General features: G+C 62.7%; 17 protein-coding genes. 7 read left to right on the forward strand and 10 right to left on the reverse strand.

Annotation, left to right across the window (positions count from 1 at the left end):
- Positions 1–3: 3 nt before the first annotated feature.
- On the reverse strand, positions 4–1,224 hold the full coding sequence (locus B0E41_RS01700) for an FAD-dependent oxidoreductase (RefSeq protein ID WP_077328159.1): 1,221 nt from the start codon (positions 1,222–1,224) through the stop codon (positions 4–6).
- A gap of 11 nt (positions 1,225–1,235) precedes the next feature.
- Positions 1,236–1,514: an oxidative damage protection protein gene (locus tag B0E41_RS01705; protein ID WP_077328162.1), complete on the reverse strand. Its 279-nt coding sequence runs from the start codon at positions 1,512–1,514 to the stop codon at positions 1,236–1,238.
- 354 nt (positions 1,515–1,868) lie between these two features.
- Here B0E41_RS01705 and B0E41_RS01710 point away from each other — a divergent pair, with 354 nt between their 5' ends.
- Positions 1,869–2,642 (forward strand): ferredoxin--NADP reductase, encoded by a 774-nt coding sequence (locus tag B0E41_RS01710; protein ID WP_077328163.1) that lies wholly within the window; start codon positions 1,869–1,871, stop codon positions 2,640–2,642.
- A 75-nt stretch (positions 2,643–2,717) separates the two neighbouring features.
- A complete protein-coding gene (locus B0E41_RS01715; RefSeq protein ID WP_253194537.1) occupies positions 2,718–3,239 on the forward strand; it encodes a disulfide bond formation protein B in 522 nt (173 codons plus the stop codon).
- A gap of 68 nt (positions 3,240–3,307) precedes the next feature.
- On the opposite strand, the gene ppk2 is transcribed toward B0E41_RS01715, so the two are convergent.
- Positions 3,308–4,510, reverse strand: a complete 1,203-nt coding sequence (gene ppk2, locus B0E41_RS01720; protein ID WP_077328164.1) for a polyphosphate kinase 2 — start codon at positions 4,508–4,510, stop codon at positions 3,308–3,310.
- 92 nt (positions 4,511–4,602) lie between these two features.
- Positions 4,603–5,955 carry an amino-acid N-acetyltransferase gene (gene argA / locus B0E41_RS01725; protein WP_077328165.1) on the reverse strand — a complete coding sequence of 451 codons (1,353 nt, stop codon included), beginning with the start codon at positions 5,953–5,955 and terminating at the stop codon, positions 4,603–4,605.
- Between the two features lie 77 nt (positions 5,956–6,032).
- On the opposite strand from argA, the gene hrpA reads away from it, so the two are divergent.
- Complete coding sequence (hrpA, locus tag B0E41_RS01730) at positions 6,033–9,926, forward strand: ATP-dependent RNA helicase HrpA (RefSeq protein WP_077328166.1); 3,894 nt, start codon at positions 6,033–6,035, stop codon at positions 9,924–9,926.
- 14 nt (positions 9,927–9,940) lie between these two features.
- Here hrpA and B0E41_RS01735 read toward each other — a convergent pair whose 3' ends face one another.
- The 5 genes from B0E41_RS01735 to lptF all read right to left on the reverse strand — a co-directional run bounded on the left by B0E41_RS01735 (position 9,941) and on the right by lptF (position 14,781).
- Positions 9,941–11,119, reverse strand: a complete 1,179-nt coding sequence (locus B0E41_RS01735; protein WP_077328167.1) for a pyridoxal phosphate-dependent aminotransferase — start codon at positions 11,117–11,119, stop codon at positions 9,941–9,943.
- Between the two features lie 113 nt (positions 11,120–11,232).
- Entirely contained in the window at positions 11,233–12,177 is a 945-nt protein-coding gene (locus tag B0E41_RS01740; protein ID WP_077328168.1) for a CysB family HTH-type transcriptional regulator, read from the reverse strand.
- Entirely contained in the window at positions 12,174–12,539 is a 366-nt protein-coding gene (locus tag B0E41_RS01745; protein WP_077328169.1) for a CbiX/SirB N-terminal domain-containing protein, read from the reverse strand. Before B0E41_RS01745 ends, B0E41_RS01740 begins: the two co-directional genes overlap by 4 nt.
- A 5-nt stretch (positions 12,540–12,544) precedes the next feature.
- On the reverse strand, positions 12,545–13,663 hold the full coding sequence (gene lptG, locus B0E41_RS01750) for an LPS export ABC transporter permease LptG (protein ID WP_077328170.1): 1,119 nt from the start codon (positions 13,661–13,663) through the stop codon (positions 12,545–12,547).
- Positions 13,660–14,781 carry an LPS export ABC transporter permease LptF gene (gene lptF, locus B0E41_RS01755; protein WP_077328171.1) on the reverse strand — a complete coding sequence of 374 codons (1,122 nt, stop codon included), beginning with the start codon at positions 14,779–14,781 and terminating at the stop codon, positions 13,660–13,662. The genes lptG and lptF overlap by 4 nt, the downstream gene beginning before the upstream one ends.
- A gap of 25 nt (positions 14,782–14,806) precedes the next feature.
- On the opposite strand from lptF, the gene B0E41_RS01760 reads away from it, so the two are divergent.
- From B0E41_RS01760 to B0E41_RS01775, 4 genes are all read left to right on the forward strand, one after another.
- Complete coding sequence (locus B0E41_RS01760; RefSeq protein WP_077328173.1) at positions 14,807–16,318, forward strand: leucyl aminopeptidase; 1,512 nt, start codon at positions 14,807–14,809, stop codon at positions 16,316–16,318.
- Positions 16,319–16,331: 13 nt separating this feature from the next.
- On the forward strand, positions 16,332–16,766 hold the full coding sequence (locus B0E41_RS01765) for a DNA polymerase III subunit chi (protein ID WP_077328175.1): 435 nt from the start codon (positions 16,332–16,334) through the stop codon (positions 16,764–16,766).
- A gap of 191 nt (positions 16,767–16,957) precedes the next feature.
- The gene (locus B0E41_RS01770) at positions 16,958–18,154 is read left to right on the forward strand and encodes a branched-chain amino acid ABC transporter substrate-binding protein (protein ID WP_077328197.1); all 1,197 of its coding nucleotides are present in this window, start codon (positions 16,958–16,960) and stop codon (positions 18,152–18,154) included.
- 631 nt (positions 18,155–18,785) lie between these two features.
- Positions 18,786–20,027: a tyrosine-type recombinase/integrase gene (locus B0E41_RS01775; protein ID WP_077328177.1), complete on the forward strand. Its 1,242-nt coding sequence runs from the start codon at positions 18,786–18,788 to the stop codon at positions 20,025–20,027.
- Between the two features lie 34 nt (positions 20,028–20,061).
- On the opposite strand, the gene B0E41_RS26410 is transcribed toward B0E41_RS01775, so the two are convergent.
- Complete coding sequence (locus tag B0E41_RS26410; protein ID WP_143433615.1) at positions 20,062–20,967, reverse strand: hypothetical protein; 906 nt, start codon at positions 20,965–20,967, stop codon at positions 20,062–20,064.
- Positions 20,968–21,037 lie beyond the last annotated feature (70 nt).

Below are 21,037 nucleotides of genomic sequence, written 5' to 3' on the forward strand. Positions count from 1 at the left end.
CGCTCAGGCGGGTTGTCGCCGGGCGACCTTCCAGGCAAATCGCGATGGGTCCAGGGCCCGTTCCAGGTCCGGGTCGGTGAGGGGCAGTGGCGATGCATCGCCGCTCATGCGGGCGGCCAGCAAGTGGGCACACCAATGCGCCAGCGTCAGGCCACGCGAGCCCAGTGCGGTCAGCAGGTAGAGGCCGGGCAGGCGCGGGGTGTCGGCCATGGGCACACGCCCTCGCCGAGCGCCTGCGGTGTTCATCAGCGCGTTGAGTGCGGGAACATCGGGTGCGGCGCCCGCCAAAGGCAATCGGTCCAGCGAGGCGCACCGAACCTGCGCCCAGCCCCGCAAGGAGCCGTCGGCAGCAGACTGCCGCAATACGCTGGCCGCCGGAGCGTGCATCTCCTGCAGGCTTTCGGCGTTGCGCTCATGGGAAGCCCCCTCGACCGTGCTGTTGTCTGCACCGCGCTCGTAGGTGGAGCCCATGGCCCAGACACGCGAGGGCCACTCCGGCGGCAGACCCGCGTCTTCGTAAGCTGGAACGAAAACGCCGTTGTTGCGCATGGGTCGCGGCGCCAGTGGGTCACCGTCGAGCGCGGCCAGGCTCATCTGTCCCTTGACCGGGCGCAGCGGCAAGGCCGTGGCGGTCAAACCAGGGTGTCCTTCGAGCAGGGTGCGGGTGCCATGCGCGGACGCCACCACCACGGTCGGCGCCTGCGCGATGTGCCGGCCGGAGTCGTCCAGCGCCACCCAGGTGCCATCAGGCGTTCGAGCGAGACCCGCCACGCGCCGGCCCCAGCGGCAGTCGAGCCCACCCAGGCCACGTGCTTCGTCCAGCCAGGCGTTCACGAGTGCGGCCGGCCGCACCAGCGCCGCAGGCCAGCGGCCGGGGTCGTGGCCCAGGTTGTCCACCTCGCAGGCTTGCCACCCGTGCCCTTGCGGCACCAACCGCTGCAATTCGGCGCGCGCATCGGCCACCCCCAGTGCGCACAGGCGCGACAACGGTGTGGGGACCCGGGTCACATGGGGGCTGAGCATGCCCACGGGCAGGGCCGACGCCGCCTGAGCCGGGCCAGTGGCGGCGTCCAGCAGGGTGATCTTCCAGCCGCGACGGGCCAAGGTCGCGCAAACAGCCGACCCGGCCAGGCCAGCGCCGATCACCAAGGCATGGCGGGAGGCAAAAGGCTCAGAAGGCTCAATCAATGGGGATGAGGCACCCGGACCGATGGACCCGGGCATGTGGGTCGGGATCAGGATGCGCTGGGCGGCGGCACGAAGCCGGCGGCGGCGTCGGCACCTTCGCCGAAGAAGTGTTTTTCCATCTGGCGGGCCAGGTACTGGCGCGCGCGCGCGTCGGCCAAGTTGAGGCGGTTTTCGTTGAGCAGCATGGTCTGGTGCTTGAGCCAGGCCGCCCAGGCTTCCTTGCTCACGTTCTCAAAAATGCGCTTGCCCAGCTCGCCGGGGTAGGGCGGGAAGTCCAGACCTTCGGCTTCCTTGCCGAGCTTGATGCATTGGATGGTGCGTGCCATGGGGTGTCCTTAATATCTCTTTGGATATGAGTCAAATAAAAATATATTGGTTCTGGTTTTAACCCAGCGCGGGCATCATGCGGGTTTTCCAGAATATCTGGGCCAGTAAGGGCGTTGCCGTTTGGCCCAGACTGTATCAACGATTGGGTGTCCTTGGGGTCGCTCGGACAGGGTGAACTGCTCGCAGTGTCACCTGTTGCTGCACCACCCGGGCTGACATAACGCAAATCGCCGTCCCATTGGGGCTTTTACAATTTCTGCTTTGATCGCGGTGCCCCGACCGCAGCCCGGCTTGCCGGGTCAATCTTCGACCTGTCGTCGCCGGGGCGCGGCTACCTGACCTTTTTCAAGACCATGAGTGCTTTCATCGAAGAACGTGTCCTGACCGTGCATCACTGGACCGACCGTCTGTTCAGCTTCACGACCACGCGCGACCAGGCGCTGCGTTTCTCCAACGGCCACTTCACCATGATCGGCTTGCGGGTCAACGACAAACCGCTGCTGCGCGCCTACAGCATCGCCAGTCCCAATTACGCAGAACACCTGGAGTTCCTGAGCATCAAGGTGCAAGACGGCCCCTTGACCAGCCGCCTGCAGCACATCCAGGTGGGTGACAAGGTCATCGTCGGCCGCAAGCCCACCGGCACGCTGCTGATCGATTACCTGCTGCCCGCCAAGCGCCTGTACCTGCTGGCCACCGGCACCGGTCTGGCGCCCTTCCTGAGCGTGATCCGCGACCCCGAGACCTATGAAAAGTTCGAGCAGGTCGTGCTGGTGCACGGTGTGCGCGAGGTCAAGGAACTGGCCTACCGCCAGATGCTGGAAAGCACACTCAAGCAGGACGAATTCCTCGGCGAAATGGTGCAGCAGCAATTCCTGTATTACCCGACCGTCACCCGTGAGCCCTTCGTTCACCAGGGCCGCATCCCGGTCATCCTCGAGAACGGTCAACTGGCCAAGGATCTCGGCATTCCTGAACTGAACCCCGCAGAGGACCGTGTCATGATCTGCGGCAGCCCCGAAATGCTGCGTGATCTCAAGGCCCTGTGCGAGAAGCGCGGTTTTGCCGAAGGCAACACCACCCGCCAGGGCCAGTTCGTGATTGAGCGTGCTTTCGCGGACAGTTAATTGCTCGTTCCACGAGGAACTCCGAGGCGCTCGCCGGGTCCACCGCAGCGCCTCGTTTCATTTTCAGGAGATCGCTTGAGCGCCCTTGCCCCCATTTTCAACCTGCTGGATCAATCCCCTCGCCGAGTGCTCGCGCTGGTGGCCGCGGCCTGTGTCAGCCTGTTGGCCTACGGCATTCTCTACCTGCAACAGGTCGTCGGGCTGGAGCCATGCCCGATGTGCATCGTGCAGCGCTACGCGTTGATTCTGGTGGCGGTGGTGGCGGGTGTGGCCGCGGTGCTGCCCGGTCGCACTGGGCGTCAGGTGAGCATTGGCGCCATGGGGGCGCTGGCTGTGAGTGGGGCCTTCGTGGCAGCCCGCCAGAGCTTTCTGCAATGGAACCCGCCCGAGATCATGAGCTGTGGACGCGACTTCTACGGAATGATCGAATCGTTTCCGCTCAAGCGCGCCATCCCCATGATTTTCAAGGGCAGTGGTGACTGTTCGGCGGTGGACTGGACCTTCCTGGGCCTGTCAATCGCCAACTGGTCGTTCCTGTGTTTCTCGGGCATCGCTGTGCTGGCGCTGCTGATGCTGGTGCGCAGGCCTCCTGCTTGAATCAATGGACCATCAAAGAGAAGCAGAAGCCGCCCTCGGGCGGCTTCTCTTTGGGGGTTTCTGAGCGTTCAGAGGATGGCGCCGCCCGGGCGCTCGCCGCGTTCGTACACCACGTGTGCCCGTCCCACGATCAGTGAATCAAGGGCGCCGATGTTTTTCGTGTCCTTGTTGGTGTAGGGCAGTTTCTGCAGCAGGTAGCGCATGGCGTTCAGGCGCGCACGCTTCTTGCAGTCGCTCTTGATCACCGTCCACGGCGAATCGGCTGTGTCGGTCTCGAAAAACATGGCTTCCTTGGCCTGGGTGTAGTCGTCCCATTTGTCCAGCGAAGCCAGGTCGATGGGGCTGAGCTTCCACTGCTTGAGCGGATGCGCCTTGCGTTCCTTGAACCGACGGCGTTGCTCTTCGCGACTGACCGAGAACCAGAACTTGATGAGATGCACGCTGCTGCGCACGAGCTGGCGTTCGAACTGCGGCGTCTGGCGCATGAACTCCTGGTATTCGTCCTCGGAGCAGAACCCCATGACCTTCTCGACGCCGGCGCGGTTGTACCAGCTGCGGTCAAACAGCACGATCTCGCCCGCGGTCGGCAGGTGCTGCACATAGCGCTGGAAGTACCACTGGCCTCGCTCCACGTCGCTGGGCTTTTCCAGGGCCACCACGCGTGCACCGCGCGGGTTCAGGTGTTCCATCATGCGTTTGATGGTGCCGCCCTTGCCGGCTGCGTCGCGCCCCTCGAACAGGATCACGATGCGCTGACCGGTGTCCTTTGCCCAGGCCTGCAGCTTGAGCAGTTCCACCTGCAGCAGGTATTTCTGCGCCTCGTAAACCTTGCGCGACAGCAGGTTCTTGTAGGGATAGGCGCCGCTGCGCCAGTCGGTTGACAACACCTCGTCGGGGTGGTTGATGGGCTGGGTGCGGCTGCGCACGCTCTGGGCTTCTTCCTTGAGCAGGCGGCGGATGGCCTTGGCATCGTCGGGCGCAGCACCTTCCAGAATGGCGCGCAGGCCCGCGGCCTTGGCCTTTCGGGTGTGGCCCACCTTTCTCAGGATGTCGCGCACGGCTGCAAATTCCGCTTGTTGGCGTGCGCTGACGGTGTCTTTCACCGTGAGCCGAGCGATGCGCTTGGGGCGGGTGCTGCCGGTCACGTCGCCCAGCTTGGTGCGCCGCGGAGGAGGGACCGAGGCGTTGCTTTTGCTGCGCGAACGGGGCGCAGATTTTCGGGCAGATTCTTCGGTGGTAGCGCTGGCGCCGGAGCTGCTGCGTTCGGTCATTGGTGGCTTCACAGGCGTGTGATCAAACAGTCGGTTGGAACCGATGGTGATCCAGCGGCCTGACTTTCGTCAAGCCAGAGAAGCCCGTGTTTTCAGGTCAGTTTCTTGACCAGCACCTGGCTCTTGCGGTCCCAGTTGTATTTGCGCTTGCGGGCCTCGGGCAGCCAGTCTGGGTTCACCTGCACGAAGCCGCGTTTGAGAAACCAGTGCATGGTGCGTGTGGTGAGCACGAAGATGCTCTGCAACCCCTGGGCCTTGGCACGGGTCTCGATGCGCTTGAGCAGCCGCTCGCCGTCGCCCTGGCTCTGGGTGTCGGGTGACACGGTGAGTGCGGCCATCTCGCCGGTGCGGGCCTCGGGGTAGGGGTAGAGCGCGGCGCAGCCGAAGATCACGCCGTCGTGTTCGATGATGGTGTAGTTGCCAGCGTCGCGTTCGATCTCGGTGCGGTCGCGCTTGACCAGGGTGCCATCTTTCTCGAACGGCTCGATCAGCGCCACGATGCCGCTCACGTCGTCCATCGTCGCTTCGCGCACGCTCTCCAGCTTCTCGTCCACCACCATGGTGCCGATGCCGTCGTGGGTGTAGATCTCCAGCAGCAGCGCGCCGTCTACCGCGAACGGCAGGATGTGGCTGCGCTCCACACCGCCTTCGCAGGCACGGATGCAGTGCTGCAGGTAGAACGCGGTGTCGGTGGGCTGGGTGGGCGCGGGCAGCACGCCGAGCAACTTCTTGGCATCGGCCAGCGGCAGTTCGGTGTCGATCACGCCGTCTCTGTCGGGGTGCGGTGAGCCGGCATCGAGAGCGATGCCCGGCACCTCGCACAGGAACATCAGCTTGTCGGCCTGCAGCGCCACCGCCACCGAGGTGGCCACGTCTTCCATGCTGAGGTTGAAGGCTTCGCCGGTGGGCGAAAAACCGAACGGCGAAAGCAACACCAATGCGCCCATGTCCAGCGTGCGCTGGATGCCTTCGGTGTCGATCTTGCGCACCAGGCCCGAATGCTGGAAGTCCACACCGTCCATCAGGCCCACGGGTCGCGCGGTGACGAAGTTGCCCGAGATCACGCGCACCGTGGCACCGGCCATGGGCGTGTTGGGCAGGCCCTGGCTGAATGCGGCCTCTATCTCGTAGCGCAGCTGGCCGGCGGCTTCCTGCGCGCAGTCCAGCGCCACCGAGTCGGTGATGCGCATGCCGTGGGAGTACCTGGCTTCATGCCCTTTGAGTCGCAGCTGCTCGTTCACCTGCGGGCGGAAACCGTGCACCAGAACCACCTCCACGCCCATGCTCTGGATCAGCGCCAGATCTTGCGCGATGAGGGGCAGCTTGCCCGCCGCAATCGCTTCGCCCGCCACGCCGACGACCACGGTGCTGCCGCGCAGCTTGTGGATGTAGGGCGCGACCGAGCGGAACCAGGGCACGAAGGTGAAGTTGAAGACGTTGGACATGGGGCGGGGCGGGGCGGTCGTGTGAGGTTCAGGGCGCGGATAATCGCCGGTTGCCTGATTTTGACTGAAGTTCCCCCTTGACCACCGCGCCGCTGCACATCGAATTCCCCGAGTCCCTGCCCGTCTCCGCCCGCCGGGCCGAGATAGAAACCGCCATGCGCGAGCACCAGGTGGTGATCGTCTGCGGCGAGACCGGTTCGGGCAAGACCACGCAGCTGCCCAAGATCGCGCTGCAGATGGGGCGCGGCAAGCTCAACGCAAAGCCGGGCCAGCGCCCGCAGATGATCGGCCACACCCAGCCGCGCCGCATCGCCGCCTCCAGCGTGGCCAAGCGCATCGCCGAGGAGCTGAAGACGCCGCTGGGCGAGGTGGTGGGTTTCAAGGTCCGCTTCCAGGACCGTCTCTCCAAGGATGCATCGGTCAAGCTCATGACCGACGGCATTCTGCTGGCGGAGACACAGACCGACCCGGACCTGCGCGCCTACGACACCATCATCATCGACGAGGCGCACGAGCGGTCGCTCAACATCGACTTCCTGCTCGGCTACCTGCGCCAGCTGCTGCCGCGTCGGCCCGACCTGAAGGTGGTGGTGACATCCGCGACCATCGACGCGCAGCGTTTTGCCGACTACTTCGCATCAAAAAAAGGCCCGGCCCCGGTCATCCAGGTGTCGGGTCGCACCTTCCCCGTGGAGGTGCGCTACCGGCCGTTTGAAGAGAGTCGCGACTACGACCTCAACAACGCCATCGCCGATGGTGTGGACGAGTTGTGGCGCACGCCGCAAGGTGGCGACATCCTGATCTTCTTGCCCGGTGAGCGCGAAATCCGCGAGGCCACCGACCACCTGCGCAAGCACCTGAGCCACATCCCCACGCTGCGCAACGCCGAGGTGCTGCCGCTGTTTGCGCGCCTCTCGCAGGCCGAGCAGGACCGCATCTTCCAGGACCACAGCGGCCGGCGCATCGTGCTCTCGACCAACGTGGCCGAGACCTCGCTCACCGTGCCGGGCATCCGTTATGTGATCGACGCCGGCACGGCGCGTGTCAAGCGCTACAGCTTCCGCCAAAAGGTGGAGCAGCTGATGGTCGAGCCGATCAGTCGGGCGGCGGCCAACCAGCGCGCGGGCCGCTGCGGCCGGGTCGCCGACGGCATCTGCATCCGGCTATACGACGAGGCCGGCTTCAATGGCCGACCCGCCTTCACCGACCCGGAGATCCTGCGCAGCTCGCTCGCGGGCGTGATCCTGCGCATGAAGGCGCTGCGCCTGGGCGCGGTGGAAGACTTTGCGTTCATCGAAGCGCCGCAAAAGCGCGCCATCGTGGACGGTTACCAGCTGCTCTCCGAACTGGGCGCGGTGGACGAGGCCAACGAGCTGACCCGCATCGGCGAGACGCTGTCGCGGCTGCCGCTGGACCCGAAGGTGGGCCGCATGCTGCTGGAGGCGCAGCAGCGCGGCGCGCTCGACGAGGTGATGGTCATCGCCTCGGCTCTGAGCGTGCAGGACGTGCGCGACCGGCCGATGGACAAGCAGACCCAGGCCGACCAGGCGCACGCCAAGTTCGACGATGAGAAGAGCGAGTTCAGCGGCACGCTCAAGCTCTGGAAGTGGCTGGACGACACCAAAGGCGGCCACGGCAAAGACCACAAGCTCAGCCACCGCCAGTACGAAACCCTGCTGCGCGAGAACTTCATCAACGTGCGGCGGGTGCGCGAGTGGCGCGACATCCACACCCAGCTGCACACCGTGGTGGCCGAACACAAGTGGGTTCTCAACACCCAGCCCGCGAGCTACGAACAGCTGCACCTGGCCATGCTCTCGGGCCTGCTGGGCAACATCGGCCAGAAGAACGAGGCCGAAGACTGGTACCTGGGCGCGCGCGGCATCAAGTTTCACCGTCACCCAGGCGCCAACCTGAGCAAAAAGCCCGGGCGTTGGATCGTCTGCGCCGAGCTGGTCGAGACCACGCGCCTGTTCGGTCGGGGTATCGCCAACATCGATCCGACCTGGCTGGAACAGGTGGGCACGCACCTGTTGAAGAAGCAACTGCTCGACCCACACTGGGAAAAGAAAGCGGCCCGCGTCTCGGCGCTGGAGCGCGCCACGCTCTACGGTCTGGTGGTCTATCACAACCGCCGCACCGACTACAGCCGGGTGGATCCGGCGGGCGCGCGCGAAATTTTCATCCGCGAAGCGCTGGTCGCTGGCGACTGGGAAACCCGCCTGCCGTTCCTCGCCGCCAACCAGAAGCTGGTGAAGCAGGTGGCAGAGATGGAGCACAAGTCGCGCCGGCAGGACGTGCTGGTGGACGACGAGCTGATCTACGCCTTCTACGACCAGCAGTTGCCCGCCGACGTGTGCAGCGGCGCCAGCTTCGAGCACTGGTACAAAGACGCGCAGCGGCTCAACCCCAAGCTCCTGCTGCTGACCAAAGAAGAGCTGATGCGCCATGAGGCGGCCGGTATCACGACGCAGGCGTTTCCCAAGACGCTGCGTCTCGGCGGCGTGGACTGCGCCTGCACCTACCTGCACGAACCGGGCGACCCGCGCGATGGTTTGAGCGTCGCGGTGCCGATCTTTGCGCTCAACCAGGTCAGCGAAGACCGCTGCGACTGGCTGGTGCCTGGCATGTTGAAAGAGAAGCTGCTGGCGCTGTTGAAAACCCTGCACCAGCGCCCTCGCTCGCGGTTGGTGCCGCTGCCCGCCACGGCCGAACGTTTCGCCAACGCGCTCACCGAGCCTGCAGCGTTCGGTGCCGGCAACCTGATGGACGCGCTGCTCAAGCTGGTGCGCGAAGCGACGCAGCTCGACATCGCGCGCAACGACATCAAGGTCGACATGCTCACGCCCCACCATTTCATGCACCTGCGCGTGGTGGACGAACACGGCCGCCAGCTGGGCCAGGGGCGCAGCCTCGCCGCGCTCAAGGCCGAGCTGGGTGGGCAAGCGCGTGGGGCGTTTCAGGCGCTGGCTTCGCTGAAGCTGGAGAGCCTGCGCCCGGCCGCGCCAGAAACCAAAGCCGCGCCGACACCCGCCAGCGCAGGCGGTGCGCGCCGCGTCGCGACCGAAGCGCCAGCCGCACCTGCCGCCAGCGCCGCCCAGCGCCACACCAGCTGGGACTTCGGTGAATTGCCCGAGCTGATGGAAATCCGCAAGGGCGGGCAGACGCTGATCGGTTTCCCGGCGCTGATGGACTTGGGCGATGCGGTCGGCATCGAGGTGTTCGACGAGCCCGAGGTGGCGATGGCACGCCATCGCGAAGGCCTGCGCCGCCTGTTCGCGCTGCAGATCCGCGACGCGCTGAAGTACCTCGAAAAGAACCTGCCTGGTCTGATGACCATGGCAACGGCCTACATGCAGGTCGGCAAGACCGAGAGCGGCGCGGGCGGCGGCACGCTGGAGGAGCTGCGCAACCAGATCATCGAACTTGCGCTGGACCGCGCCTTCCTGGCCGACCCGCTGCCCACCGACGAAGCCGCGTTTAAAAAGCGGGTGGAAGAGGGCCGAGGCCGGCTCACGCTGATCTCATCCGAAATCGCGCGCAACGCGGGCCTGATCCTCACCGAATACGCGGCCGCCGCGCGCAAGCTGAAAGACAGCCGACCGCCCGCTGACGTGGCCACCGACATCACCCAGCAGCTGCAGCGCCTGGTGCCCAAGCGCTTTCTGCTGAGCACGCCCTACGCGCAGTTGCAGCACTTTCCGCGCTACCTGAAAGCCGTGCAGCTGCGGCTGGACAAGCTGCGCGCCGACCCGGCGCGCGACGCGGCCAAGTTCGCTGAACTGCGCCCGCAGGACCAGCGCTTCTGGCGTCTGGTGGCCGAACGCAAGGGTGTGCAGGACGCACGCTTGCAGGAAGTACGCTGGCTGCTCGAAGAACTGCGCGTGAGTTTCTTCGCGCAGGAATTGCGCACACCGCAGCCGGTGAGCGTGAAGCGGCTCGACAAGGCCTGGGCTCAGCTCAGCAGCTGAGCGCCGCAGTCAACCTACAGGCGGGCCAGGCGCTGCAGCGCACTGTGCAGCGTGTCGTCTTTCTTGGCAAAACAGAAGCGGATCACTTTCTGGTCGAAACCGTTGCCGTAGAACGCCGAGAGCGGAATGGCCGCCACACCGATTTCGCGGGTGAGCCACTGGCAGAAGTCGGCTTCAGGCAGGTCGCGTTCGGGCACCGCCAGATCGCCAATGCCGACGCACTGGAAGTAGGTGCCCTGGCCCGGCAGCAGCGTGAAGCGGGTAGCGGCCAGGCCCTCGCGAAACAGGTCGCGCTTGCGCTGGTAGAAGGCGCTCAGCTGCAGATAAGGCGCCGGGTCGGCCATGTGGGCGGCCAGTGCGTGCTGCATCGGCGTGTTCACGGTGAACACGTTGAACTGATGCACCTTGCGGAACTCCGCCGTGAGCGGCGCGGGCGCCACCACGGTGCCGACCTTCCAGCCGGTGACATGGTAGGTCTTGCCAAAGCTGCTGATGATGAAGGCGCGCGCCGCCAGGCCCGGGAAGCGCGCCGCGCTCTGGTGTTGCTGGCCGTCGAACACCATGTGCTCGTACACCTCATCGCTGATCAGCAGCACGTCGGTGGGCGCCAGCAGTTCCTGCAGCTTCAGCATGTCGGCCTCGGTCCAGACTTGGCCGCTGGGGTTGTGCGGGCTGTTGATGATGAGCGCGCGGGTGCGTGGCGTGATGGCCGCGGCGATGGCGCCAAAGTCGGGGCGGAAGCTGCCGGGCGTGAGCGGCACGCGCACGGCCACGCCGCCAGCCAACTCGATGTTGGGCACGTAGCTGTCGTAGCAGGGTTCGAGCACGATGACCTCGTCGCCCGGGTGAACCACGGCCAGGATGGCGGTGAGGATGGCCTGCGTGGCACCCGCCGTGACGGTGATCTCGGTGTTGGCATCGCAGCGCAGGCCGTAGAGCGCCTGCATCTTGGCCGCCATGGCCTGGCGCAGTGCCGGCACGCCCGGCATGGGTGGATACTGGTTGTGGCCTGCCTGCATGGCGTGGGTCACAGCATCCACCAACACTGGATCACAGTTGAAGTCAGGAAACCCCTGGCCCAGATTGACCGCCCCCACCTCGGCCGCGAGCGTGGACATGACGGTGAAGATGGTCGTGCCCACGTTGGGCAGGCGGGTGGTGAGGGCGTGGGTGCGGGGCGTGAGAGCTGCCATGTCAATATCCGGAGAGCAAGGGAACCCCAGCCAGAACACCGCGGAACCGGCTCAGCCGGGCCGCAGGTGTTGCCCCCTGGGGGGTGACGGCCGTCAGGCCGGCGCGGGGGGTGTCAAAGTTCATAGTCATCCGGCGTCCCGCTCATGGCTTTCATGATGAGCTCGCGTGAAAGCCGGTCGCTCAGCAGCTCGGCGAATCGCAGCACGAACTGGCGCAGGTAGCTGCCGCGCTTGAACGCGACACGGGCCAGGTTGTGGCCGAACAGCTGCGCCCCGGGGCGGGCCACCAGATCGGGCGTCGCGTTGTCGCCCTGCATGGCCATTTCGGCCACGATGCCCACGCCCATACCCAGCTTGACGTAGGTCTTGATCACGTCGGAGTCGATGGCTTCGAGCACGATGTTGGGTCGCAGGTGACGCAAGGCAAAAGCCTGGTCGATGCGGGTGCGGCCCGTGAAACTGGGGTGGTAGGTGATCAGCGGCACCTGGGCCAGGTCTTCCAGCGTGATGCGTTCACGACCCACCAGGGGGTGGTCGTGCGGGAACACCAGCACGTGCTGCCACTCGTAGCAGGGCAGGGTGACCAGGTCGGGGTAGTTGGTCAGCGACTCGGTCGCCATGCCGATCTCGGCCACCTCTTCCATCAGCATCTTCGCCACCTGATCGGGCGAGCCCTGGTGCAGGCTGATCGACACCTTGGGGTAGGCCTGCCGCAGCTTTGCCACTGGCCCTGGGAGCACATAGCGCGCCTGGGTGTGCGTGGTGGCAATCGACAGCGTTCCGCTGTCCTGGGCGGCGTACTGTTCGCCAATTCGCTTGAGGTTGTTCACCTCACGCAGAATCACCTCGATGCTCTTGAGCACCTGGAGGCCGGGCTCGGTGACGCGCTTGATGCGCTTGCCGTGCCGTGCAAAGATCTCGATGCCCAGCTCGTCTTCGAGCTCAATGATGGCTTTGGACACACCGGGTTGCGAAGTGTGCAGCGCCTTGGCTGCTTCGGTGAGGTTGAGGTTGCGGCGCACCGCCTCCTGCACGAAGCGGAACTGATGCAAATTCATGTGCGCGGTTCCAGGGCGATGCGGGCCAGCAGCGCGGTGAGTCGGGGGTCTTCGCCAGCGGTCGCCAGCTGTTCAAAAACCACGTGGGGGTGCGACGCGGCCAATTCGGCCATCAGCACAGGCAGGTCCTCCCGGGCATGTTTTCCCATGCCAAAGAACAGCGGAAGCACCCGCACCTTCGTGGCACCCTCGGCCAGCAGGGCGCTGGCGGCCGCCTGGAGATCGGGCGCGCAGAGCTCCAGGTAGGCGCAGGCCACTTTGGCGTGTGGATCGGTGCGCCGAATCTGTTCGGCCACCGCCTCCACGGGCGCGCGCCACAACGGGTCCCGCGAACCATGGGCAAACACGATCACACCTTGCATGGGGTTCACCGTCGCAGCACGAGCCAGCCAAAGGCACCGAGCGAGACGAAGGAATAGATGATGGCCGGAGACGCGGCCGCGAGCCAGGGGCGCCAGTGGTTGAGGTTGCCAATGTGCCCGAAGACGTTGTTGAGCAGAAAGAAGCTGATACCGATCATCACGCCGCCAAACACATAGCCCGTGATTCCGCCACTGCGAAAGTGGAAATACGCAAAGGGCAGCGCCAGGACCACCATCACCAGGCAACTGAGCGGGTAAAAAACCTTTCGCCAGAATTCGATTTCGTAGCGCTGGGCGGTCTGACCGTTGGCCTCCAGATGTTGCACATAGGCATACAGGTCCGCGGTGCGCATGCGGTCGGGTTTCAGCAAGGCGACCGAGACCATCTCGGCGGAAATGCTGCTGGGCCAGTGAAACGTCCGGTGCACGCTCTTGACGATCTTGGCCGACGTCTGACCGGAGGTCTCGAACTCGCGGCGAACCACCTTGCGCAGCGTCCAGGTGTTGTTCTTTTCGATCTGACCTTTGTCGGCCTGCAGCGTGGACAAGAGCAAACCCTGGTTGTCGAACTCGAAGATGCGAACTTCACCCAGCTCACCTTGCGGCGAGAGCGAACCCACATTCACCGAAAAATTGCTGTGGGTCTGTCGTTCCTTGAGCCAGGCGCCTGTCTGCCCCAGGCTGATGCGCCCCTGGTAACGGGCTTTGAGCAATTGGGCCGTTTTGTCGGCGATGGGCGCCACGTAGTCGCCGATGGCGAAGGTCAGCGCGACAAACAGCAGGCCCAAGCCCAACAAGGTGCGCAGCGCTTTCCAGGGCCCCAGGCCACTGGTTCGCAGAATGGTGTATTCCGAACTCTGCGCCAGACGCGCCAGCACCGCGACCGACCCGATCAGCACCGAAATGGGCAACAACTCGTACACCCGGCTGGGCATCAGCAGACCCACGTACAACAGGGCATGGCGCATCTCGTAGATCACCTTCGGATCCAGGCGCGAGGGCTGCCCGAGCGAGCCGAGTTCTTCCACAAAGTCGAAGAAAAAGAACAGCGACAGGAACGCCAGCAACACAAAGCCCGTGGCGATGAGGATCTCGCCATAGATGAGTCGGCGGATGGTTTTCATGCGACAGCACCTGCTGGCCGCGGGCCTGTCAAGAAGCGGCGGGGCAGGTCGAGCAGACTGACGTTGTGGTGGCGTTTGGCGAGCCAGACCGCGCACAAGGCCAACACGGTGCCATGCAGCAGCACCAGCAAGGTGACCCAGTTGACCTGTCCGGAGGCCACCCACCGTTGTCCCACATTGAGCATGTTGAAGTAAACGATGAATGCAAACAGGGTGAACATGAGATTGCCGCCTTTGCCGGCGCGTGGGTTGCTGATGGTGGCCGCCACGCCCAGCAACACCAGATTCAATGCAGTCAGCGCCACGCCAATGCGCCACCCGAACTCGCCCATGTTGCCCACATTGGGATCTTTGAGCAGCGCGAGCGTGTTGCGGGCCCTGAGCGCCCTTGCGCTGCCGGTGTAGATGGCAGCAGCGCCAATTTGTGCACCGTACTGTTCGAATTCACTGACTTTGATGCGCCCGGTATTCGGATCATTTTCCAGCCGTTGTCCGCTGTTGAGCATCAGGAACTGCCGGTCTTTGACCCATTCGATGCGTCCCGAGTTGGCCGATGTCACCGTCTCGTTGCCGTTCTTTTCAATGCTGGAGATGAACACGTTCTTTCCCTCTGTGCCATCGGCGGTGTCTTTGTCGATGAAAAAGACCCGCCGGCCGCTAGAGGATTCTTGGAACTGCCCTGGCGCAATGCGCTGCAGGTCGCCCCGGTTTTCAAACCGGGCACGCAGGTCTTCGGTTTGCTGGTTGGCCCACGGCCAAACAAAAAAAACCATCAGCGCGATCACCATGAGAATGGGCCAGGCGAACCGAAACACAGGACTGAGAAATCCGCCGAGCGAGCGGCCGCTGGAGAACCAGATGATCATTTCGCTGTCGCGGTACATGCGCGAGAGCGTTGACACGATGGAAATGAAGAGGGCCAGCGTCAGGATGGTCTGGGTGTACCCCAGCACGGTGTACCCCAACACCAGCATGACCTCTTCCGGGTTGACGCTGCCGCGGGAGGCCATGCCCAAGGTGCGGATCAGCAGCACCGTCAGCACGATGGTGAACAGCACCACCAGCGTGGCCCCAAAACTGCGCGCCAGCTCAGTGCGAATAGAAGAATGGAATAACATCGAATGAAACCGGAAAGACGCAATTATGGACTTTGAACTCAAACCCCTTACAGGCGCTCAAGCTGCACAGTGGGCCGTTGATGCTGTGTTGGTGCTCGTGCCCGACAGCGTGGCCGCAGCAGGCGGTTCTGATGCCCTGACCGAGCTGGTTAGTGAGGCTACACGACGCGGCGATCTGGAGTCTGGCGCCGGAAAGTGCCTGTCGTGCTACCGCCCGGTGGGGTTCAAGGCCGGCCGTGTGGTGCTGGTTCGTGCTGGAGATGGGTCGGCCGCCGCGGTGCGCAAGGCGATGACGGCCGCCTTGGCGCAGGTAAAGGTGCCAGGGGTCAAGAAGTTGGGCGTGCTGCTGTCTTTACTTGAGCGTGACGCCGCTGCCGTGCGCGCAGCCATGACCGCTACGGCCGATGCGACTTACAGCTACGTAACCACCAAACCCTCGGCGCACGCGAGATCGCTCAAGCAAGTGGTGCTGGGTGTGAAAGATGTGGCGGCATCGCGTCAGGAGTTCCAGATGGGGCAGGCCCTCGTGACGGGGGTGGAGTTGGCCAAGGAGTGGGCGAACCGCCCAGCCAACCACGCCACACCCAGCCAACTGGCCGACGTCGCACGCAAGCTTGGCCGCAAACCCCGCATCAAGACCGAGGTGCTGGGGCCGAAAGAAGTGGCCGCCTTGGGCATGGGGGCATTCCTGGCTGTGGCCCGTGGGTCGGCAGAGCCGTTGCGTTTCATCGTGATGCAGTACCACGGTGGTGCCAAGGGCAGTGCGCCTGTGGTTCTGGTGGGTAAGGGCATCACCTTTGACACCGGTGGCATTTCCATCAAACCCGCCGCAGAGATGGATGAGATGAAGTTCGACATGGGTGGCGCCGCCAGTGTGCTGGGCACCTTTGCAGCGTTGGCCGAATTGCAGCCGGCCATCAACGTGGTCGGCATCATCCCGAGTTGCGAAAACATGCCCGATGGACTGGCGGTGAAGCCAGGCGATGTGGTCACCAGCATGAGCGGGCAGACGATCGAGATCCTTAACACTGACGCAGAAGGGCGGTTGATCCTGTGTGACGCGCTGACCTATGCGGCCAGGTTCAAGCCCCGTTGTGTGGTTGACATCGCCACCCTTACTGGCGCCTGCGTGATTGCGCTTGGTGCGGTTCGATCAGGACTGTTCTCCAACCGCCATGAGCTGGCAGAGGCCTTCAGTGTGGCGGGGGACCGTTCCTTGGACCTGTGCTGGCGCATGCCGTTGGACGACGACTATGCCGAGGGCCTGAAGTCCAACTTTGCCGATATGGGCAACGTTGCGGGGCGCGCTGGCGGAGCCATCACCGCCGCCAAGTTCCTCCAGAAATTTGTCACCGAAACGCCTTGGGTTCACCTGGACATCGCGGGTACAGCTTGGAAGAGCGGTGCTTCCAAGGGCTCCACGGGGCGACCGGTGCCGTTGCTTCTTCAGTACCTGGTCGACGAAGCTGCCGCAGCAGAGACCGGCAAATCAAACGAAAAGAAGCGCAGGACTGCGGTGGCGCCTCGTCGAGCCTGATTCTCGAGTCGTCATGACCGAGGTTGCTTTCCATCTCAACGTGGGTGATACGAATGCGTACGCCTGTCGGCTGCTGCGCAAGGCCTACTTGAGGGGTTCGAAGCTGCTGGTGTGTGGAGATGAGCACGCCCTCGATGCGCTGGACCGAGCGCTGTGGCTCATGGGACAAGGCGAGTTTGTGCCTCATGCTCGTGACTCAGAACCGGCCCACGTGCTGCGGCGCTCCCCCATTGTTCTGAGTGCCCGCGAGACCGACAGGTTCGACGCTGACGTGCTTGTCAACATGGGCAGTGCCGTGCCCGCAGCGGTGGAGCGGTTTGAGCGGGTCATCGAGCTGGTGAGCGGTGGCGCCGATGACCGCCAGGGCGCTCGCGAACGGTGGAGGCAATACAAGGACGCTGGCCTCGAACCGGTGGCGCATGACATTGCTGGCTACCGGGAGGCTTGAGTTTTGCATTCATGCGCCCGTCTTATGGCTCATGCGTTGGCGTGATATGTGCTGGGGCAAACCCTTGAAGATGCCGCGCAAATAAGGCGCAGCCCGCGAAAGTGCGTGTGTTTTGGAGTATCTTTATGGGTGTGGAGAAAAAGTTCCCTCCGCATTCCAACCTTTCTTCCTTTCCGAGGACATCTATGCACATGAACATCAAACTGGCCGTTATCGCTGCGGCCGTCGCTCTGGTTGCCTGCGGTAAAAAAGAAGAGGCTGCTCCTGCAGCCGCTCCTGCTGCAGAGGCACCTGCCGCAGCGCCAGCCCCAGCCGCCGACGGTGTGATCAAGATCGGTCACGTGGGTCCGACCAGCGGTGCCATTGCCCACCTTGGCAAAGACAACGAAAACGGTGCCAAGATGGCCATTGAAGAACTCAATGCCGCTGGTCTGACCATCAATGGCAAGCCCGCCAAGTTCGAATTGCTGGCCGAAGACGATGCTGCCGATCCGAAGCAAGGCACCGCTGCTGCTCAAAAGCTGGTGGACGCCAAAGTGGCTGGTGTGATCGGTCACTTGAACTCGGGCACCACCATCCCTGCTTCGCAGATTTACAACGACGCTGGCATTCCCCAAATTTCCCCCTCGGCCACCAACCCGAAGTACACCCGTCAGGGTTACGCTGGCGTGTTCCGTATGGTGGCTGACGACGTGCACCTCGGTGGCACCCTTGGCAAGTACGCTGTGGAAACCCTCAAGGGCAAGAATGTGGCCGTCATTGACGACCGCACCGCTTACGGCCAAGGCGTGGCCGACGAGTTCGAAAAGGGCGTGACGGCTGCCGGCGGCAAGGTTGTGGGTCGTGAGTTCACCAACGACAAGGCCACCGATTTCAACGCCATCCTGACCACCCTGAAGGCCAAGAAGCCCGACGTGGTGTTCTTCGGTGGCATGGACGCCGTGGCTGGCCCGATGCTCAAGCAGATGAAGGCGCTGGGCATCAAAGCCAAGTTCATGGGTGGCGACGGCATCTGCTCCAGCGAGCTGCCCAAGCTGGCCGGTGACGGCATGGCCGACGAGCAGGTCTACTGCGCAGAAGCCGGTGGCGTTGAAGGCGAGCAGAAGGCCGGTATGGAGAAATTCCGCGCCGACTTCAAGACCAAGTTTGGTTCCGATGTTCAGGTGTATGCACCCTACGTGTACGACGCTGTGAAGGTGATGGCCGAAGCCATGGTCAAGGCCAACTCGTCTGAGCCCGCCAAGTACCTCCCCGCTCTCAAGGCCATCGAGCACAAGGGCGTGACCGGCAACATCGCTTTTGACGAAAAGGGCGACATCAAGAACGGTGCCCTGACGCTGATGACCTACAAGGGTGGTGCCCGCACCACCATCGCCGTGATCCGCTGATCTCGGTTGGTTGAAGAAGGCGCTCGCGAGCGCCTTCTTCGTCAAACAAAAAAGCCACCAAGCGGTGGCTTTTTTGTTTGATGCGAGCTCGCGAATGAAATCGGGTCAGATGGACGATGACTGGGATGAATCGCGAGCAAGAAAAAGGCCACCTTAAGAGGTGGCCTTTTTGAGATGTCCTGGCGGGGAGGCGTCGTTCACATCATGTGCTGCAGGTCTCATGAAACCTGAGTCTTCCCTTATCTGAAGATTGTGATACCACCAAAAGTACCACCAACCCTTTCGCGTAGTGCGGTCGTTCGCTTTACCCTCGGGACTCGTCATTTATCTGAGTACATTACTAGCGATGATGTGGCGCAGTGGCGGGTCACTTGAATTCAGAGCCAGAGGTGGTTGGCAAGGATCCCAAATACACACAGCTACGGACTCACAGTCCCTGGAAATGAGACCCTATGGCGTTTCCTGATACTACTTGCCATTCCTGGTCCCTCGGCAAACCATCAATCTGCGTCTAAAGTCGTTTCGGGCGGTCCCGGACCATCCCAGCTCAAACTGGCACCAGAATGGCACCAGAGCAACCGCAGACTATGGCAAAGGATCAACTCTTTACGGTTCGGCAGCCATTTGATGGTTGAATGGTAGCGCTCGTGACCCTGCACATCCGCCTGGATCGAGGCGTGCGCTGCAGGCGCGCAAGCTGGCCAATGGCGCGGTCCAGCTGTACTGGCGGTACTCGTATGCCGGCAAGACCAGCATCGGCGTCTACGACCCGACTGCGCCGCCCAAGAAGCTCCAGCCGACTGTGCGTGGATACGGCATCGTTGCCGCGCTAGAGAGGTGCAGGGCGCTGGCCGAGGTGCATGTCGAACGTGCCGACACGGGCGGGCTGCAAGAGGCCAAGGCCGAGACACGAAAAGCCTTTCTCGCCAAGAAGTCGGAAGAGGCCGAGAAATCCACGCGCACCCTGGAGAAGCTGCTCGAAACCTATGTGGAATATCTGAAGGCGCAGGGTCGTCGCAGCCATGTGGATGCGCAGGGGATTTTTCAGAAGCATGTAATGGAAGCATGGCCTGCGGTGGCCAAGGCGCCAGCTGTGGACCTCACGCCCGACCAGGTGCTCGATATGCTGCGACGGCTCATCGAAAGTGGCAAGGGGCGCACAGCGAACAAATTGCGGTCCTACTTGCGAGCTGCCTATCAGTGTGCGCTGGATGTGCGGACCTTGGCCGCCATTCCGGTGGCCTTCAAGACCTTCGGCGTGGTGTTCAACCCAGCAGCGCAGACACGACGGTCCCCTCAGTTCGACCGTGCCGACAAGCGGCCGTTGACCCTGGAGGAGTTGAAGAGGTATTGGAACTTGATCGCTGCTCGCCCTGGACCTGAAGCAGCAGCATTGAGGTTGCACCTATTGACCGGAGGCCAACGCATCGAGCAGTTCATCCGACTGAGGTGGGCGGATGTTGGTGAAGACAGTATCAGGCTCTTCGACGGCAAAGGCCGTCCCAGCCAGGGGCCGCGCCCTCATCAGGTGCCCCTAGTACCCCCCGCGGCAATCGACCTGAAGCAATTGGCGCGTGAGGGGGAATACGTTTTCTCGACCACCCACGGGAAAAAACCCATCAGTGCGCGCACGCTGACGGGGTGGGCTCATGAGATTGTCGGGTCGGAGATTGAGAGTTTTCAGCTTAAGCGAATCCGCTCAGGCGTTGAAACCTTGCTGGCTCGCGAGGGTGTCGGCCGCGAGGTGAGAGGTCATCTGCAGTCACATGGTCTGACGGGGGTTCAGAACAGGCACTACGATGGACACGATTACTTACCAGAAAAACGAAGGGCACTGGAGCTACTGTGCCTTGCTACCTGTAAGGCGCAGTGAAACTCTTGCAGTTGACCTTCCTACAACTTTCGGATCATGGCCGACGAAGAATTGGGCCAGGTGGATCAATCACGAAAAGGCAGTTAGTGCTGCGGCTAGCCTCAACAAAACCCTTGAGGGAGTTGGCGCTTGTAACAAGCTGTAGGTGACGAAGCTCACCCCAAGTCTTGTGATCAGATCCTATTGCTGTAAGTGCCGCTTCTATTTGTCCTAATTCCACTATTGCTTTTTTCAAAGCTGTTTGTGCTTTAGTGACATCTGCGTACGTATTTTTAAACTCGTATGCTGCAACAAAAAGTCCTAAAGCAGCCACCGAGTGCTGTAGCAGCTTCCTGCCAGCGTGTTGTGCGCTTAATTCGACAAACATGCCTGCACGCTGAGCTGTGAACACGCCCGCGAATGTGGGCGTTACCGAGTTTGGTGCAAAGTATGCTTGCGCGGCAAACATTACGGGCCCAGCTAGGACGGTTGCGCCAGCTAGAACCCCGACAGCGATGGGGCCAGTAAATGCAACTCCTAGAGCAATTGAAAGAGTGCTCAAAGCCAAACCTGTACTATTCAATGCCAAATCAATTTTACCCGCCTCTAAAAGTTTCAGAGCCGAATTGTGTGCACTCTTGAACTCTGCACGTTTAGCGTCAACCTGAGCCAGAAATTCTTTGCCAACAGCGACTGGATTGTCTTTTGCACGCTTGGCTTCAGCCATCATGAACGTGATGTTTCGCTCAAGGTCGGCGCAGCTTCCGATTTTCTGTATAGGAAAGTCCCGGGTCGACAAGGAAAGCAATTGGTAGGGTGCGACTTGGGCTTGTGCGAAACCGACAATAGGATACACGATGCTCCCTACTGCTGTCGCTAAAATAAGTCGCCGCGTTGGGTGCAAAGCCGCATCAAGCAGAGCAGGTTCGAATTCGTTCCGATTTTCTGGGAGATTAGTCATTGAAATTTTCTCCTTATACCTTTTGGAAATCGAGATGATATTTAATGGCGAATGAATTGAAGAATCAAGC

The sequence above is a fragment of the Hydrogenophaga sp. A37 genome, from assembly GCF_002001205.1.
GTDB lineage: Bacteria > Pseudomonadota > Gammaproteobacteria > Burkholderiales > Burkholderiaceae_C > Hydrogenophaga.

Excerpts from the sequence above, each read along its gene's own strand:
- B0E41_RS01700 (WP_077328159.1), bottom strand. The coding sequence starts at position 1,224 with ATGCCCGGGTCCATCGGTCCGGGTGCCTCATCCCCATTGATTGAGCCT.
- B0E41_RS01705 (WP_077328162.1), bottom strand. The coding sequence starts at position 1,514 with ATGGCACGCACCATCCAATGCATCAAGCTCGGCAAGGAAGCCGAAGGT.
- B0E41_RS01710 (WP_077328163.1), top strand. The coding sequence starts at position 1,869 with ATGAGTGCTTTCATCGAAGAACGTGTCCTGACCGTGCATCACTGGACC.
- ppk2 (WP_077328164.1), bottom strand. The coding sequence starts at position 4,510 with ATGACCGAACGCAGCAGCTCCGGCGCCAGCGCTACCACCGAAGAATCT.
- argA (WP_077328165.1), bottom strand. The coding sequence starts at position 5,955 with ATGTCCAACGTCTTCAACTTCACCTTCGTGCCCTGGTTCCGCTCGGTC.
- B0E41_RS01735 (WP_077328167.1), bottom strand. The coding sequence starts at position 11,119 with ATGGCAGCTCTCACGCCCCGCACCCACGCCCTCACCACCCGCCTGCCC.
- B0E41_RS01740 (WP_077328168.1), bottom strand. The coding sequence starts at position 12,177 with ATGAATTTGCATCAGTTCCGCTTCGTGCAGGAGGCGGTGCGCCGCAAC.
- B0E41_RS01745 (WP_077328169.1), bottom strand. The coding sequence starts at position 12,539 with ATGCAAGGTGTGATCGTGTTTGCCCATGGTTCGCGGGACCCGTTGTGG.
- lptG (WP_077328170.1), bottom strand. The coding sequence starts at position 13,663 with ATGAAAACCATCCGCCGACTCATCTATGGCGAGATCCTCATCGCCACG.
- lptF (WP_077328171.1), bottom strand. The coding sequence starts at position 14,781 with ATGTTATTCCATTCTTCTATTCGCACTGAGCTGGCGCGCAGTTTTGGG.
- B0E41_RS01760 (WP_077328173.1), top strand. The coding sequence starts at position 14,807 with ATGGACTTTGAACTCAAACCCCTTACAGGCGCTCAAGCTGCACAGTGG.
- B0E41_RS01765 (WP_077328175.1), top strand. The coding sequence starts at position 16,332 with ATGACCGAGGTTGCTTTCCATCTCAACGTGGGTGATACGAATGCGTAC.
- B0E41_RS01770 (WP_077328197.1), top strand. The coding sequence starts at position 16,958 with ATGAACATCAAACTGGCCGTTATCGCTGCGGCCGTCGCTCTGGTTGCC.
- B0E41_RS26410 (WP_143433615.1), bottom strand. The coding sequence starts at position 20,967 with ATGACTAATCTCCCAGAAAATCGGAACGAATTCGAACCTGCTCTGCTT.